The organism is Streptomyces sp. NPDC086787 (genome assembly GCF_044745865.1).
Lineage (GTDB): Bacteria > Actinomycetota > Actinomycetes > Streptomycetales > Streptomycetaceae > Streptomyces.
Genome location: NZ_JBIVBC010000010.1, coordinates 76,403 through 93,368 on the forward strand (window position 1 = coordinate 76,403; position 16,966 = coordinate 93,368).

The following is a 16,966-nucleotide window of genomic DNA, read 5'->3' on the forward strand; positions in this document are numbered from 1 at the left end:
TCCACGCCACTCCTGATTACCTCTATTCCCCCACCTCCCCCATGAATTGGCCCACTCACGATGATGTGAGCGGATGGAAGGCCAGGTACTTCCGGTGCAGAACGCCACACGTTCCGTCCCCGCCTCCTTCGCCCAGCAGCGCCTGTGGTTCCTCGCCCAACTCCGGGGCGCGAACGCCGCGTACAACGAGACGATCGCCTACTCGCTCACCGGCACGCTCGACCGCGACGCGCTGGCCGGCACTTTCGACGCGTTGACGGACCGTCACGAAACCCTGCGCACACGGCTGGTGGCCGAAGCGGGCCAGGTCCAGCAGCACATCGACCCGCCGGGCGGTGGCTTTCCTCTCGTCTTCGAGGACTTCACGGATGCCCCAGACGCCGAGAGACGGCTGTCGGACCGCCAACTGGACGAGGCGCGAGAGCCGTTCGACCTGGCGGCCGGACCCCTCGGCCGCGGCCGCCTGATCACCCTCGGGCCCGAGCGCCACGCGCTGCTGCTGACGTTTCATCACAGTGTCTACGACGGCGCCTCGATGAACGTCATGATGGCCGAGGCCGGACAGCTCTACGCGGCACTGAGCGGCGGCACGCCGAATCCGCTCCCACCGGTCGCCGTGCAGTACGCGGACCACGCGCGGGACCAGCGCGAGGCCGTCCTCGGCGGTGCCCTCGCCGCCCAGGAGGAGCACTGGCGGAACGCACTGCGCGACGCGCCGACCGTCCTGGACCTGCCCACCGACCACCCCCGCCCGGCCGAGCAGCAGTTCGACGGCGGCCGTGTCGAGTTCACCCTGGACGCGGACCTCACCGCGGACCTGCGCGCCCTGGCCCGCCGGCACGGTGCCACCCCCTACGTCGCCCTGCTGACCGGCTGGGCGATTCTGCTGTCCCGTCTTTCCGGCACCGACGACATCGTTGTCGGCAGCCCGGTCGCCGGCCGGCGCGGACGCGGAACCGCCGGCCTCATCGGGTTCCTCGTCAACTCCCTTCCGCTGCGCATCGACCTGTCCGGCGATCTCACCGCCGCCGAGGCCCTCGCCCGGACCCGAGCCGTCGTACGCGACGCCCTCGCGCACCAGGACCTGCCCTTCGAGCGCATCGTCGAACTGGTCAACCCGCCCCGCAGCGCCTCCCGCACACCGCTGTTCCAGACCATGCTGGCCTGGCAGCCCGACCGGCGGGACCTGCTGCACCTGCCCGGAATCGAGGCCACGCCGCTGCCGATCGCGCACGCCCCGGCCAAGTTCGACCTCGCCGTGTCGGCGACCGAGTCCGAGGGCCGCATCACCGGGCACCTTGACTACGCGACGGCCCTGGTGGACCACAGCACGGCACAGCGCTGGGCCGACCACCTCCGGCATCTCCTCACCGACCTCGCCCGCAACCCTGACCGGGACATACGCACCCTCGAACTGATGGGACCCGAGGAACGCCTGCGTCTCGTCCACGACCAGAACGCCGCACCGCCCGCCCACGCGCCCGGACCGGACGGCGACGTCCCCCGCACCGCGAGCGGGCTCACCGAACTCTTCGAGACCCGGGCTCGCCGCCACCCCACCCGCACCGCCGTCGCCGACCGCGACGGCTGCCTGGACTACGCGGCGCTCGACCGCCGGGCCAACCGGCTGGCGCACGCCCTCGTCGCCCGCTCGGTCCGCCCCGGAGACGTCGTGGGCCTGCACAGCAGGCGCACCCGCGACCTGGCCGTCGGCATCCTCGGCATCCTCAAGGCGGGCGCCGCCTACCTCCCGCTCGACCCGGGCCAGCCCCGCGAACGCCTCACCGGCATGGTCGAGGACGCGGACTGCCCCCTCGTGCTCAGCGACCACGACACCGCCGACCGCGCCCCGAACTGGCTCGACCTGCACGCCGTGGAGGCCGAGGCGACAGTGGAGGACGAACCGCCCGCCGGTATCGGCCACGCCCTGGACCGGCCGGCGTACGTGATCTTCACCTCCGGTTCGACAGGACGGCCCAAGGGTGTCGCGGTCGAACACCGCAGCGTCCTGAACCTCTTCGCCGTCTGGCACGACCGGATGGGCACAGAACCCGGCGAGGCCGGCTCCGCCTGGTCGAGCATCGGCTTCGACGCCTCCATCCATGAACTGCTGCTGCCCCTGACCACCGGAGGCGTGCTGCACATCGTCCCCGAGGAACTGCGGGGCGACCCGGAGGCACTGCTCGCCTGGATGTGCGAGCACGAGATCACCCAGGCATTCCTTCCGCCCGCCTACATCCGGTGGATCGACGAGGACCCCGTGCGGCGACTGCGCGGGCTGCGGCTGCGCAAACTGCTCACCGGAGTCGAGTCGCTCACCGAAGCCGCACTGCACCGCATGACCCAGCAACTGCCGGACCTGCGGATCTGCTTCGGCTACGGCCCCACCGAAGCGACCCTCTACAGCACCGCCCACTACGACCCGCGTCCCCTGGAGCGGCCCTGCCCCATCGGCCGCCCGCTGCCCGGCACCCGCCTCTACCTCCTCGACGGCCGGATGCAGCCCGTCCCGCCCGGTGTGGTGGGCGAGGTGTACCTCGGCGGAGCCTCGCTGGCCCGCGGCTATCTGGGTCGGCCCGACCTCACCAAGGAGCGGTTCCTGCCCGACCCGTTCCTGCCCGGCGAACGGATCTACCGCACCGGCGACCTCGCCCGGCGGCAGCCGGACGGTGAAACCCACTACGTGGGCCGCGCCGACGACCAGGTCAAGCTGCGCGGATTCCGTATCGAACCCGCCGAGGTCGAGACGGCGCTGCTCGCACTGCCCGACGTCCGCGAAGCCGTGGTGCTCGCCGACCAGGACACGGCCGGTCAGCCCCGCCTGGTCGCCGCCATAGCCCGCGACCCCGGCCAGGACACCGACGGGGCAGGCACCGCCCGCGACCGGCGCGGCACCCTCGCGCACCGGCTGCCCGACTACATGATCCCCTCCCTGTTCGTCGAACTCGACGCGCTGCCCCGAACCCGCAGCGGCAAGCCCGACCGCCCGGCCCTGCTGCGGCTCGCCCACGAGCAGACCTCCACCCAGGTCAACACGGCCAGCCCGCGCGACCACGTCGAACACGCCCTGTACCGCATATGGGAGCGGATCCTGCTCCACCCCGGCACAGGCATCCGCGACAACTTCTTCGAGATCGGCGGCACTTCCCTGTCGGCCATCAAGATGGCACACGCCGTCACCGAGACGTTCGGCAGGCACCTCCCGGTCGCCGAGGTCATGCTGCGGCCCACCATAGAATCGCTCGCCGCGCTGCTCCGCGTGGAAGGCACCGACCGGGCGCCGGGCAACCTCATCGAGTTCCGCTCCGGCACCGGCCCGCGTGTGGTCTGTGTGCACCCGGGGGGCGGCACCGCCTTCTGCTATCTGCCACTCACCGCACACCTGCCCGAGGAAGCCGCACTGCACGGCATCCAGTCGCCCGGCGTGAACCCGGGCGAGGACCTCCTGCCCACCGTGGAAGCCATGGCCGAGGAATATCTGAGCCTGCTCGAACCCCTCGGTGAGGGGCCCCTGGTGCTCACCGGCCTGTCCTACGGCGGCCTCGTCGCCCACGAGATGGGACGCCTCCTCGGCCGCGCCGGACGCCAGGACGTCAGCGTCGTACTCCTCGACACCCAGGCCACCGACGACGCGTCCGCACGCGCGGCGATCGGCCCCGTGGACGCGGCCGAGTTCCGCGACAAACTCGTGAGGTTCAACGGGATGTACCCCGGCATCGACGACGCCCAGGTCGAACGCTACTTCCGCATCTACAACCACAACCGGCTCACCGCCCGCGAGCACCTCCCCGCCGCCTCCCCGACCCGGCTGATCCTCGCCCAGGCCGTGCCGGGCGGCAGCGACACCCCGTTCCACGCCGAGGTGCGCGACTTCTGGCAGCGCCGGGCGGAGGGCGAATTCCGGGTGGAGACGTTGGAGTGCGACCACTGGGAGATCCTGGAGGGGGCAGAAGTGGCCCGGGTCGGTGCCCTGCTCGGCGCCGAGCTCGCCCACCACGCCTCCGCCACCCGTCCGGCCCGGGAGGCGTGATGGAACTCCGCCGACCCGAGGCGCCCATCGGCGCGTCCGCGCTCGCCGAGGCCGTACTCGCCCAGGCTCGCCGCACCCCCACCGCCGTCGCCGTCGAGGACGGCGCCCACACACTCGACTACACGGAACTGGACCGGGCGAGCGGCCGTGTCGCAGCCCGGCTGCGAGAAGGCGGGGTCCGCCCCGGTGACGCCGTCGCCGTCTGCCTGCCCCGCTCGTGGCGGCTGGTCTGCGTGATGCTCGGCATCCGCCGCGCCGGAGCCACCGTCGTCCCCCTCGACCGGCTCAGCCCTCCGGACCGGCAACGGCACATCCTCGACGACTCGGGAGCGGTGGCCGTCGTCCACGACAGCACGCACGCGCCCACACACGGCTCGCCCGTGCCGGCCCTGGACGCCGACCGGCTGCTCGACCCGAAGCAACCGAACCAACCGAGGCACCCTGAGCCCCCGGGCGCCACGCCGGCCGCTGCCGGCGACACCGCCACCGGCTTCGTCTTCTACACCTCCGGCAGCACCGGCCGCCCCAAGGGCGTCGAGGTCACCGACGAAGGCGTACTGCGGCTCGCCCGCCCCGGCTACATAGGCCTGCGGCCCGGCGCGCGCTACGCATGCCTGTCCAACCCCGCCTTCGACGCCCTGAGTTTCGAGGTCTGGGTCCCGCTGCTCACCGGCGGCGTCTGCGTCGTCCTCGACGACAGCCAGGTGCACAGCCCGCACAGGCTCGCCGCCGTACTGCGCGAGACCCGGGTCAGCACGCTGTTCATCACCGTCGCCCTGTTCAACACGGTCGTCGAGAAGGTACCCGGCTGCTTCGCCGACACCGAACAGGTCCTGGTCGGAGGCGAACAACTCGACGCGCGGATCGTACGCCGCTGGTACGACCTCAATCCCGGCTCCGGCACGGTGCTGCACAACGTGTACGGCCCGACCGAGGCCACGACGTTCGCCCTGTGCCACCCGATCCCGCGCGACCACGACGGCGACACCGTCCCCATCGGCACCCCGCTGCCCGGCACCGATCTCCTGCTGCGCACCACGGACGGACGCACCACCGTACCGGGCGACACCGCCGAACTCCTGCTCTCCGGACCGGCGCTGGCCCGTGGTTACCGCAACCTCCCCGAGCAGACCGGGCGGAGCTTCGTCCGGCTGCCCCACGACGACGGCGGCGAGCGCCGCTGGTACCGCACCGGCGACCTGGTGCGCCAGGACGCCGAGGGCCGGGTGACCTACGTCGGCCGCGCGGACCGTCAGGTCAAGGTGCGCGGCTTCCGCATCGAGCCCGGCGAGGTCGAGCGGCAGATCCTCGCCCATCCCGCCGTCCGCCGCGCGCACGTGTGCACCCGCCGCGACGACGCCGGACGCAACGAACTGCTCGCCTTCCTCGTCCTCGCCGACGACGGACTGTCCTTCGACGTCTACGACCGGCACCTCACCGCCGCCCTGCCCCCGTACATGCGCCCGCACCGCACCCACCTGGTCGCCGAACTGCCCCTGAACCGCAACGGCAAGGTCGACCGGACCGCACTGATCGAGAGCGCCGGGACACCGTGGCGCGGCACGCCCGGGCACGACGCGCACATCACCGACGAGCAGCGGCGGGTGCTGGAGGTCGCCGAGGACATCCTCGCGGTCCCCGGGCTGCGCCCCGAGGACCGCTGGATCCCCAACGGCGGCGACTCCCTGAAGGCGCTCCGCTTCCGCTTCGAGATCCTGGCCCGCTTCGCCGTGGACCTGCCCCAGAACCTGGTGCTGAGCGCCGACTTCGCCGCCCTCACCGAGGCCGTGCACGCCCCCGGGGCCACCACGGACGCCCACCCGCCGGTGCCCGCCGCCACGCACAAGCCGTCCGGACCGGCCACCAGCGAGCAGGAACGACTCTGGCTGCTGCACCAGCGCGACCCGGAAGACCGCTCCTACGACGTGCCACTCGTCTTCCGCGTGGAGGGCCGGGCGGACCAGCGGGCCCTGCGGCACGCCCTGCGTGCCCTGGTGGAGCGCCACACCGCGCTGCGCACCCGGCTGGTCCCCACGCCGCACGGACTGCGCCAGCACGCCGAAGCCCCCTACGACCCCTGGGTGCCGTTCGAAGCCCGTGCCGGGGAACCATGGCAGGACACCGCCGACCGCTTCTTCGGCCACCGGTTCGACCTCGGTGAGGCCCGCATGCTGCGTGCCACCTTCGTACCCGGTGACGACGGCGGACTGCTCCTGCTGCACCTGCACCACGTCGCCGTGGACGGCTGGTCACTCAGTCTCGTCCTCCACGACCTCACCGACGCCTGCGCCGCCGCGGCCGAGGGACGCTCCGACACCGGTGCCCGGCACTCGGCCGTCACTCCGCTCGACTTCGCCCGCTGGCAGCGCGACTGGCACGCGCTCGACGCCTACGAACGCGGCCGCGCCCGTCTGCTGTCCCACTACGGCCGCGACGACGGCCAACCCTCACCCGTGCTCCCGGCCCCCGACGGGTCCGGCCGTCCGCAGGCTCGCCTGCTGCGCACCTCGCTCGACCTGGTCCGCCGCGCCGCGCTCGACCGCCGCGCCGCCGAGCGCGGACTGACCAGGTTCCAGTTGCTGGTCTCCGCGTTCGCCGCGAGCCTGTACGGCATCACCGGCCAGGCACGGCCGCTGATCGCCGCACCCGTGGCGAACCGCCCCCGCCCCGAGTTCGCCGCCACCGTGGGCATGTTCGCCAACACCGTGCTCCTGGACCTGCCGATGGAGCCGCACACGACCCTGGACACCCACCTCACCGCGCACTCCGACACGGTCCGCGCCGTGCTGGAAGGACAGGACGTCGCCCTCGCGGACGTCCTCACCGCCCCCGCCCTGCGCGAGCGCGCCCCGCTGTTCGACTTCATGTTCGTGTTGGAGAACACCGAGTTCTCCGCCCTCACGCTGCCCGGCTGCCAGGTGCGGCCGGAGTGGACCGAACCGCTGGGCGCCAAGTGCGCCCTGACCCTGTCGGTGGTCGAGCACGAGTCCGGCTTCGACTGCCTGTGGGAGTACCGCGACGACATCGGCACCGAACGCGCCGAAGCCGCCGCCCGGCTCTTCCGCCAGGCCCTCGGCCGACTGACCGACGGCGACGGCACCGCCACCCTGCACGATTTGGTCGCCCCCTACCGCCGGAGCCTGCCCGACGCGGGCCACGGACCGGACCGGGCACCCGACTTCACCACCGTCGCCGAGGGCTTCGCCCGGCAGGCCCGGCGCACCCCCGGGGCCCCCGCCGTCACCGACGGCAAGACGACCCTCACCTACGCCGAACTCGACTCCCAGGCATGCGAGTTGGCGAACGCGCTGAGTGCCCGCCACCCCCTGCCGTCCGACCCGTCCGCACCGGCGGCCGTGGCACTCCACCTGCAGCCCTCCGTCGAACACGTGGTGGCGCTGCTCGCGGCGGCCCGCCTCAACCTGACCGTCGTCCCCCTGGACCCCGCCTACCCCGCGGCCCTCCTGCGCGAGGTACTGCGACAGGCCGAACCGCTGTGCGTACTCGTCGCCCCCGGGGACGAGCACGCCCTGGACACGATCGCGCCACCCGCTCTGCCCCGGTACACCGTCACCCTGGCCGACGCCCCCGACGGCACCCCCGAGGTCCCCGCCCACCAGGGACTGCGCCCGCTGTACACCCTGTTCACCTCCGGCTCCACCGGCACCCCCAAGGGCGTCCAGGTACCCGACCGGACCCTGTGCAACCTGCTGACCTGGCAGCGGACCGACGGACACCTGGGCGGACCCGCCGTCACCCAGCAGTTCTCCATGCTGTCCTTCGACGTCTCCTTCCAGGAGATCCTCACCACCCTGTGCTCCGGCGGCCTGCTCCGCCTCATCGACCCCGCCTGGCGGCAGGACGTGCCGGCGCTGCTCGAGCAGCTCGAGACCGGGGGAGCGGAGCGGCTCTTCCTGCCCTACGTGGCACTCCAGTTGCTCGCCGAGCACGGGGTGCGAACCGGACGCCACCCGTCCCGGCTGCGTGAAGTGATCACGGCGGGGGAGCAGTTGGTGTGCACCGACGCCATCCGCCGCTGGTTCGCGGGACTTCCGGGCGCCCGACTGTTCAACCACTACGGCCCCACCGAGACCCACGTCGTCAGCGCCCTGTGTCTGGACGGTGACCCCGCCGACTGGCCGGTGCGCCCGGCCGTCGGACGTCCGGTGGCGGGCGCCGTCCTGCGTGTGGTGGACGGTGGCGGGCTTCCCGTTCCGCCCGGAGTCACCGGTGAGTTGCTGATCGGCGGCCTCATGGCACGGCGCTGCTACCTCGGCGCCGACGACTCCCACGGGCACCGCTTCACCGACGTCCCCGGCCTCGGCACCTGTTACCGCACCGGCGACCTGGCCCGTTTCGACGCACAAGGGCTCCTGCACTACGCGGGCCGCGACGACAGCCAGGTCAAGCTCGGCGGCCACCGCCTGGAACTCGGTCAGGTCGAGGCCGCGCTGCTCCAGTGCCCCGGCGTGACCAACGCGGTCGCCACGGTGGCGGACGGCCGGCTGGTCGCCTGCCTGGAGTGCCGGGGGGAGGATCCCGACCCGGCCGAACTCGGCGACCGGCTGGCCACGTTGCTGCCCACCCACATCCGCGTCGGCCGGTTCCGCCGCCTGACCCGGCTGCCCCGCACGCCCAGCGGCAAGGTCGACCGCCGGGCAGTGCTCACCGCCCCCGGCCACGACCTGCGCCGGTCCGGCACGGCCGCCGACGCGCTGTCGCCCCTCGAAGCCCGGCTGACCGCGCTGTTCGAGACGGTCACCGGCAAGCCGATCGGCGCCGGGCAGCGGTTCTTCGACGCGGGCGCCACCAGCCTGGACCTGATGCGCTTCCAGCTCAGGTGCGCGGGCGAGGGAGACCTCCCGTTCGGCGTACCGGACCTGTTCGAGCACGTCACCCCGCGCGCCCTGGCCCGGCTCCTCGACCGGCGAGCCGACTCGACCCCCGCCCCCGCGCCCACCGCCGGAGCGGCGCACGAGGCTCCGGACGCCGTCGCCGTCATCGGCATGGCCGTACGGCTCCCGGGCGCCGACGACCTGGCCGCCTTCTGGGACCTGGTCACCTCCGGCCGCCGCGGGATCGAGCACTTCGACGCGACCGGCGGCCGCGTCGGCGCACGCAGCCAGATGCGCGGCCTCCTGCACTTCGACCCGGCACGGTTCACCATCAGCCCGCAGGAAGCCCGGCTGATGGACCCCCAGCAACGGCACCTCCTGATGAACTGTGTCGAGGCGCTCGCCCACGCCGGAATCGGCGACCCGGCCGCCCAGCGGGTGGGACTCGTCGCGGCCTGCGGGGAGAACACCTACTTCCAGAGCATGCTGCGCGAGGCCGACCCGGCCGCGCTGCCCGACGGCTTCCGGCTGGCCCTGCACCACGAGAAGGACTTCCTCGCCACCAAGGCCGCCTACCACCTAGGGCTCACCGGGCCCGCCTTCACCGTGCAGTCGGCGTGCTCGAGCTCGCTCGTCGGCGTGCACGTCGCGGCGGGACTGCTGCGGCAGGGCGACGCGGAGGTGATGCTCGCCGCGGGTGTCCTCGCCGATCCCACGCTGACCGACGGCTACACCTACCGGCCGCAGCACATCTTCTCCCCGGACGGACACTGCCGCCCCTTCAGCGCCGACGCCGAAGGCACCATCGGGGCCAGCGGCGCCGGCGTGGTCGTCCTCAAACCGCTCGCCGCGGCCCGCCGGGACGGCGACACCGTCTACGCCGTCATCACCGGCTCCGGCCTCAACAACGACGGCTCCGACAAGCTCGGCTACAGCGCTCCCTCGGTCGCCGGTCAGCGGGACGCCATCCGCACCGCCCTGCATCGCAGCGGCCGCACCGCAGACGGCATCGGCTACGTGGAGGCACACGGCACCGGCACCCGTCTCGGCGACCCGGTGGAGGCGGCGGCGCTGCGCCAGGCCTACGGCCTGGCCGACGACGCAAGCCTGCCGCTGTCCTCCGTGAAGAGCCAGACAGGACACCTCGGCGCCGCCGCTGGCGTCGTCGGCATGGTGCGGGCCGTGCTCGCCGTGCACCACGGGATCATCCCGCCCACGGCCGACTTCGACCGGCTCAACCCGGAGATGGACGACGGACCGTTCCGCATACCGACCGCGGCGGAACCCTGGCCCGCCGACACCCCCAGGGCGGCCGCCGTCAGCAGCTTCGGCATCGGCGGCACCAACGCCCACCTGCTGGTGGAGACTCCCGAGACCGCCCCCGCCCGGTACACCCCGCCCGCACCGGTACCCTGCCTGGTCCTGTCCGCGGGCTCCGCCGCCGCCCTGCGCGCCGACGGCCGCCGGATCGCCGACTACCTCGCCGCCCGCCCCGAGAGCTATCCGCGAGTGCTGCGCCACCTCCAGGCCGGACGCCCGGCCCTCGCCCACCGCGCGGCGGCGGTGTGCCCGGACGCCGCCTCGGCCGTGGCCTGGCTGCGGTCGCTCACCCCCGCGTCACCACCGCTCGCGGCGTCCGCGGTACCGTCCGCCGGCCGTGACCCGCACGCCCTCGCCGAGGCATGGACGGCCGGACACACCGTCGAATGGCCCGCGGGCTCCGCCCCCGCCCCCTGGGACTTCCCGCCGCCCGCCTTCGACACGGCCGAGTACGACTTCCCCCGCGCCACCGCGCCCACGGCACCGTCGCCCACGGCACCGCCCCCCAGCACAGGCCCGCGCCGACTGCCCGCCACCGCATGGCTGCACCAGCCGCAGTGGACGCGCCTGCGCCGCGCCCGCACGGACACCCCCGGAGCGCCGGGCCGTACCGCGGTGGTCGTCACGGCACCGGGCACCGACGCCGACGCCTGGCGCTTCCTGGAGCACCACTACAGCCGGATCGTCCACCTCCGGGCGGCGGACACGCTCGCACGACTGGACGGCGACCACTACACGGCCGACCCCAACGACCCTGCACACCTGGCGGACATCCTGGCCCGCTGCATTGAACCCGGCGGCCCCGTCGTCGACTGGCTGCACACCCTGCCGCTGGCCCTCGACGGCAGCACGGACACACCGGCGCTGGAAACCGCCCAGTGGGCCTGTCTCGACACGGTCGCCGCCCTCGCCCGCGCCCTGGCCGACCTGCCCGGCGCGGACCGGCCCCGCGTCTGGCTGCTCTCCCAGCGCGCCCAGCCGGTCACCGGCGCCGTCCACAACCCGCTGGCCGGGCTCCTGGCGGCGGCCACCGTGACACCCCGGCAGGAACTCGGCGTGACCCCGCGCTGGGCCGACCTGCCCGGCCCGCACCCCGACACATGGGCGGCGCACCTGCCCGACCTGCTGCACGACGACACCCTCACCACCGAACCCGCCGTCGCCCTGCGCGACGGCTACTGGTGGCACCGCACCCTCCACCCGGTCCCCGCGGCCGAGGCGCCGCCCACCACCGCCCCGACAGCTCCCGGCACACATCTCGTCCTGGGCGGCACCGGCGGAATCGGCAGCACCCTCGCCGCACACCTGCTGCGCCACCCCGGCAACCGCGTGGTCCTCGTCGCACGCAACGCCGGCACACCGGAGTCGCTGCACCACCACGAGGACCGGGTCACCCTGGTCACCGCCGACCTCGCCACCGAGACCCCCGACGAGATCGCCGAACGCCTGGCGCCGCATCTGGCCGACCTCGTCGGCATCGTGCACGCCGCGGGAACGGCGGCGGGCGGGCTCCTGGCCCTCCGCGACCCCGCGACCGCCCGAGCCGCCACCGCGGCCAAGCTGCGCGGTGCCCTGCTCGTCGAGCGGCTGATCGCCGACCACCGCCCCGGCTACGCCGTCCACTGCTCGTCGATGGCCGCCCTCCACGGCGGAGTCGGCCAGTTCGACTACACGGCCGCCAACGCCTGCCTGGACGCCTTCGCCCAGTACACACCCCCGGCCGAGCACACGGACGCCACCGCCCGGATGAGCATCGCCTGGGACGCCTGGCGCGAGGTCGGCATGGCACAGCACTCACTCGCCACCGACGCCCGCCACCAGGAACACCTCGTGGTCGCGCTCACTCCCGAGGAAGGCGTGGCGGTCTTCGTACGGGCCCTGCACCTGCGGCTGCCCCACCTGATGGTCAGCACCACACCCCTGACGGAAGCCCACGTCTTCTACGAACCGGCCCAGGCACCAGCCGGACCCGCCGAACAGGCGCCGGCCGCGACGCACGGCGATCTCGCCGACGTCATGTGCGACCTGCTCGGCGTGGACACCGTCGACCCCACGGCCTCGCTGTACGACCTCGGCGCGGACTCGCTCACCGTCCTGGAACTCCTTGAGGAGATCAAGCGCCGGTACGGCACCGACATCGACCTGTCCCGGCTCAGCCACCGGGTCAGCCTCGCCGAGATCCTCGGCCACCTCGGTGGCGTCGTCGGGCCGCCGGCCGAGACCGGCGCCGCGGTCGACGTGGAGGTGTGGCAGCGCGGACCGGGCCCGGACGTGCTCTGCCTGGTCCATCCCGTCGGCGGCGACATCCAGGCCTACCGGCCGCTGGTCTCCGCACTGCCCGCGGAGCTGACGGTGTGCCTGATCGCCGACCCGGCGCTGCGCGACCCGCGCCTGCCCGCCCGGTCCATCACCGACCGCGCCGAGCACTACCTGGGCGCCGTGCGCCGGGAGTTCCCCGGCACCGGAACACGGCTGCTCCTCGCGGGCTGGTCGTTCGGGGCGTGGACGGCCCAGACCATGGCGGCCGCGGCCGAGCGGGACGGACGGCCCGCCGCCGCGCTGTATCTGCTCGACCCGCCGCCACCCGGCGCCGGAGCACGGCTCGCCACCTACGACGACCGGCAACTGGACGCGGTGTTCGCCCACGAACTGAGCGGCAACGGCGGCGAGCCGCCGACCGCGGCGGGCCGCGCCTACGCCGAGCGCCTCGCACGCTGCTGCCGTACCAACCTCGCCGCCATGGCCGAACACCGGCTGCCGCGGGTCACCCGCACACCCGCCACGCTGTGGCTCGCCGAGCGGCCCGCCGCCGACGTGACCCTGCTCACCCCGGAGCCCACGGCGCCCCACGCGTGGGACGCCCACCTGCCCGGCCCGCGCGTCCACCGCGTGGACGCGGACCACTACCAACTCGTCGCCGAACCCCACGTCCGGCACATCGCCGACACCATCACCGCCCGCTGACCCACCAACCTCCCGGAGGCACATCATGGAGGAGTACGCCCTTCAGGCCGTCGAACGGCTCACCACCCGGCCGGCCGAACCGTACGAGACCATCACCGTCACCCCCATCACCCCGCTGCTCGGCGCCGAGGTCTCCGGCCTCGACCTGGCCGAGGAACTGACACCCCGCCAGGAGAAGGAACTCAAGCACGCGTTCCACACCCACCATGTGCTGGTCTTCCGCGACCAGGACATCACTCCCGAGGAGCACAAGCGGTTCGCAGGCGTCTTCGGCGCACTGCACCCCGTCGCGCTCGCCCCCGAGGGGTCGGACCCGGACATCCTGGAGATCAAGGCGACCGCCGAGTCCCGGGCCGTCGCGGGGAACGGCTGGCACTCCGACGGCACCGCCGACGCCGAGCCGTCCCTGGGATCGATGCTGTACCTCACGACCGTCCCCCAGGACGGCGGCGGAGACACCCTGTTCGCCAACATGCACCTGGCCTACGAACTGCTGTCACCCGCCATGCGGGCCTTCCTCGACACACTGACCGCCCTGCACGACGGCGCGCGGCCCTGGACCACCGCCGGCCTGACTCCGCCGCCCGAGTACGACGTGCCGCGCACCGAGCACCCCGTGGTGGTCCGACACCCGGAGACGGGCCGCCGGCTGCTGTTCGTCAACGCCCCCTACACCTCCCACATCACACAGCTCTCCCGCCCGGAGAGCGACGCGCTGCTCGACATGCTGCACGCGCACATCGCCCGTACCCCGATGCTGCACCTGCGGGTCCGCTGGCAGCCGCGCACCCTGGTGTTCTGGGACAACCGCAGCGTGCAGCACCACGCCATATGGGACTACTTCCCGCACACCCGTCACGGCCGCCGTGTGGCCGTGCAGGGGACCCGGCTGGAAGGCTGAGTCCCCGAACGGAGTGTCATGCGATGTCACAGGGGCCGCGCGGTGTCTCGTATTCTCTGATGCGACCTGTCGATTTGAAGAGGAGCAGTGCCATGGGCCAGAACGTTTACTTTGAGGTTTCCGCCGACGGCGAGTCGCTCGGCCGTATCGAGTTCAAGCTGTACGACGACGTCGTTCCGGACACGGCCCGCAACTTCCGTGAGCTGGCCACCGGCCAGAACGGCTACGGTTACAAGGGCTCGCCGTTCCACCGCGTCATCCCGGACTTCATGCTCCAGGGTGGCGACTTCACCAACGAGAACGGCACCGGCGGCAAGAGCATCTACGGCGAGAAGTTCCCGGACGAGAACTTCCAGCTCAAGCACACCAAGCCGGGCCTGCTGAGCATGGCCAACGCCGGCCCGAACACCAACGGGTCGCAGTTCTTCATCACGACGATCGTCACCGACTGGCTGGACGGCAAGCACGTCGTCTTCGGCGAGGTCGTCGAGGGCATGGACGTGGTGAAGGCCGTCGAGGCGCTCGGCAGCCGCTCCGGCGCCACTGCCAAGAAGATCGTCGTCTCGGACTGCGGCACCGTCTGAGACCGGCTGCGCCCTCTGCTCGGCCCCACACGGTCGGCAGGGGGCGCGCGGCCGTCCTCCCGGCACCGGCACGCGACACGGCACCCGCCGTCGCGTCAGCTGTCGTGCCAGCCCGGCAGCGTCGGCAGTACCCGCTCGGCGACGCGGGTCAGCGCCGCGTCGTCCGGGGGCACGTCGTCCTGCCGCCAGATCACCAGCTCGAAGAGATCGCCCCCGTCCTTGGGGGCCGAGGCGACCAGCAGATGGCGGGCGATGCCGCCGGTCCCGGTGTGGGCCTTGCCGCCGTCGAAGCTGAAGGCGATGGTCCGGTCCGAGTAGAGCACCGCGCTGTGCCCCCGCAGCGTCTCAGCGTGCGCGTTCGCGCCCGTGCCGAGGAAACGCCTCATCCCGGCGACACCGTCGGCGTCGAACGAGGCGGACAGCTTCACGGAGTACGTCTTCAACTGGACGTTCGCCTCGGCCGTGGCCTGCTTGGCCTCCTTGGAGCCGTCGGCAGGGTTGGACCACGTCCTGTTGCCGTTCGCACCGATGGCGTGCTCGTCCGGTGTGCCCAGCAGTGCGGCCAGGTCCGGACGGTTCAGTGCCTCGCACAGCTGGGCTCCGGACACATGGCGCGCCGTCTGGGTGGGCCGGTCGTTCGAGCAGGTCGCGGGGTCGTCCGAATGGTCGGGCAGCACCTTCGACAGTCCCCACACCGTGCCCACCACGCCCACGGCGAGAACCACCGCGCCGATCGCCTGAACCCCCGCTCCCGGTCCCTTTTTGGACGCCGAGTCGTCAACCATGCCCCCACCTCACTGTTCGCCCCCGGTATGCGCTCCGGGAGCGTATCCGTTGATCGTCCCGCGGCGGAATCACATAAAGGTCTCGAACCGGGCCGGTGCTGTCATGCGGTCAGGCGGCTGCCGAGGGGCGGATGTTCTGGTTGAGCCGGAACATGTTGGCCGGGTCGTAGGCGTCCTTGACCCGCGTCAGACGCTCGCGGACCGTGTCCGGGTAGGCGGCGCGCACCCTGTCCTCGTCGGCGTCGCCGGTGAAGTTGACGTACGTGGCGCCGCGGCCGTGGCGGGCGATCTCCCGGCGGGTCTCGCGGGCCCAGTCGACATGCGCGCCGAAGTCCGTGGCGTCGGCGGAACGCGCGACCACGTTGCACAGCACGCCCGCCTCCCGCTGGCTGAAGGCGGTGGCCTCGGCGGGCACACGGGCGAACGCACCGCCCAGCTGGTGCAGATGCAGTTCGCTGGCCGGAGTCGGTGTCGTCAGATGAAGGCGCAGCACCGCGTCGATGGCGGCGTCGGACGGTTCGACGAACGCCGACGTGAAGTAGTTGTGGGCGCCCGCCGACCACAGCGGGTCGAGCATCGTCTGCATGGCCGTGTACGGCATCGGGCCCATCACATCGGCGATCGGGGTCCCCAGCGCGCGCAGCGGAGCGACGGCTGCCTCACCCGCGGTGGGATCACCGGCGTACAGGCCGACCACCACGACGACACGGGTGCCGTGCACCTCGGGCGGCAGGAACGGCAGCGGCGGCGCCGTCGTCAGGTTGACCACCGTGGTCAGTTCGTCGGGCATACGGCCGGTTGCCTCACGCCAGCCCGTGAGCACCTGCCGGGCCTGGTCGAGAGGAAAGACGATCAGGCCGCCCAGCACCTGCGGTCCCACCGGATACAGCTCGAACTCCAGCGACGTCACCACGCCGAAGTTGCCGCCGCCACCGCGCAGCGCCCAGAACAGCTCAGGGTGTTCCCGGGTGTTCGCGCGCACCACCCGGCCGTCGGCGGTGACGAGTTCCGCCGCCGTCAGACAGTCCGAGGCCAGCCCGTGCAGGCGCAGCAGCCAGCCCACGCCGCCGCCGAGGGTGAAACCGGCGATGCCGGTGCTGGAGATCAGCCCGCCGGTCACGGCGAGCCCGAACGCCTGGGTCTCGTGGTCCAGGTCCCGCCAGGTCATCCCGGCCTGGGCGACCACCCGGCGCCGTTCCGGATCCACCAGGGCGCCCCGCATCGGCGACAGATCGATGACGATGCCGTCGTCACAGGTGGAGAACCCGGCGATGCTGTGCGCCCCGCCGCGCACCGCGACCAGGAGGTCCCGGTCACGCGCGAACTCCACGGCACGCAGCACGTCCGCGGTTCCCGCGCAGCGCACGATCAGCGCCGGAAACCTGTCGTGGGCCGCGTTCCAGACCGCGCGGGCCCGGTCGTAGTCGTCGTCGCCGGGGCGTACCACGCTGCCGCGCAGACCGGCCGCCAGCTCGTTGACGGTGTCGTCCGCCAGGGCGCCCCTCGCCGTTTCGATCGACATGGTCGGCTCCTCGGGATCGCGTACT

The 16,966-nt window shown here is 72.8% G+C and carries 6 protein-coding genes; 4 read left to right on the forward strand and 2 right to left on the reverse strand.

Annotated elements, in window-relative coordinates; translation table 11 throughout:
- The first annotated feature begins 73 nt into the window (after window positions 1–73).
- The 4 genes from ACIPK3_RS23155 to ACIPK3_RS23170 all read left to right on the forward strand — a co-directional run bounded on the left by ACIPK3_RS23155 (window position 74) and on the right by ACIPK3_RS23170 (window position 14,634).
- On the forward strand, window positions 74–4,030 hold the full coding sequence (locus tag ACIPK3_RS23155; RefSeq protein ID WP_402572425.1) for an amino acid adenylation domain-containing protein: 3,957 nt from the start codon (window positions 74–76) through the stop codon (window positions 4,028–4,030).
- Window positions 4,030–13,149 (forward strand): amino acid adenylation domain-containing protein, encoded by a 9,120-nt coding sequence (locus ACIPK3_RS23160; protein ID WP_402572426.1) that lies wholly within the window; start codon window positions 4,030–4,032, stop codon window positions 13,147–13,149. Before ACIPK3_RS23155 ends, ACIPK3_RS23160 begins: the two co-directional genes overlap by 1 nt.
- Window positions 13,150–13,174: 25 nt before the next feature.
- Window positions 13,175–14,050, forward strand: a complete 876-nt coding sequence (locus ACIPK3_RS23165; RefSeq protein ID WP_402572428.1) for a TauD/TfdA dioxygenase family protein — start codon at window positions 13,175–13,177, stop codon at window positions 14,048–14,050.
- Between the two features lie 92 nt (window positions 14,051–14,142).
- Entirely contained in the window at window positions 14,143–14,634 is a 492-nt protein-coding gene (locus ACIPK3_RS23170) for a peptidylprolyl isomerase (protein ID WP_402572430.1), read from the forward strand.
- 95 nt (window positions 14,635–14,729) lie between these two features.
- Here the strand turns inward: ACIPK3_RS23170 and ACIPK3_RS23175 are convergent, their stop codons facing one another.
- Both ACIPK3_RS23175 and ACIPK3_RS23180 read right to left on the reverse strand, forming a co-directional pair.
- Window positions 14,730–15,419: a DUF6215 domain-containing protein gene (locus ACIPK3_RS23175; protein ID WP_402572431.1), complete on the reverse strand. Its 690-nt coding sequence runs from the start codon at window positions 15,417–15,419 to the stop codon at window positions 14,730–14,732.
- Window positions 15,420–15,528: 109 nt separating this feature from the next.
- Entirely contained in the window at window positions 15,529–16,941 is a 1,413-nt protein-coding gene (locus ACIPK3_RS23180; RefSeq protein WP_402572432.1) for an FAD-binding oxidoreductase, read from the reverse strand.
- Window positions 16,942–16,966 lie beyond the last annotated feature (25 nt).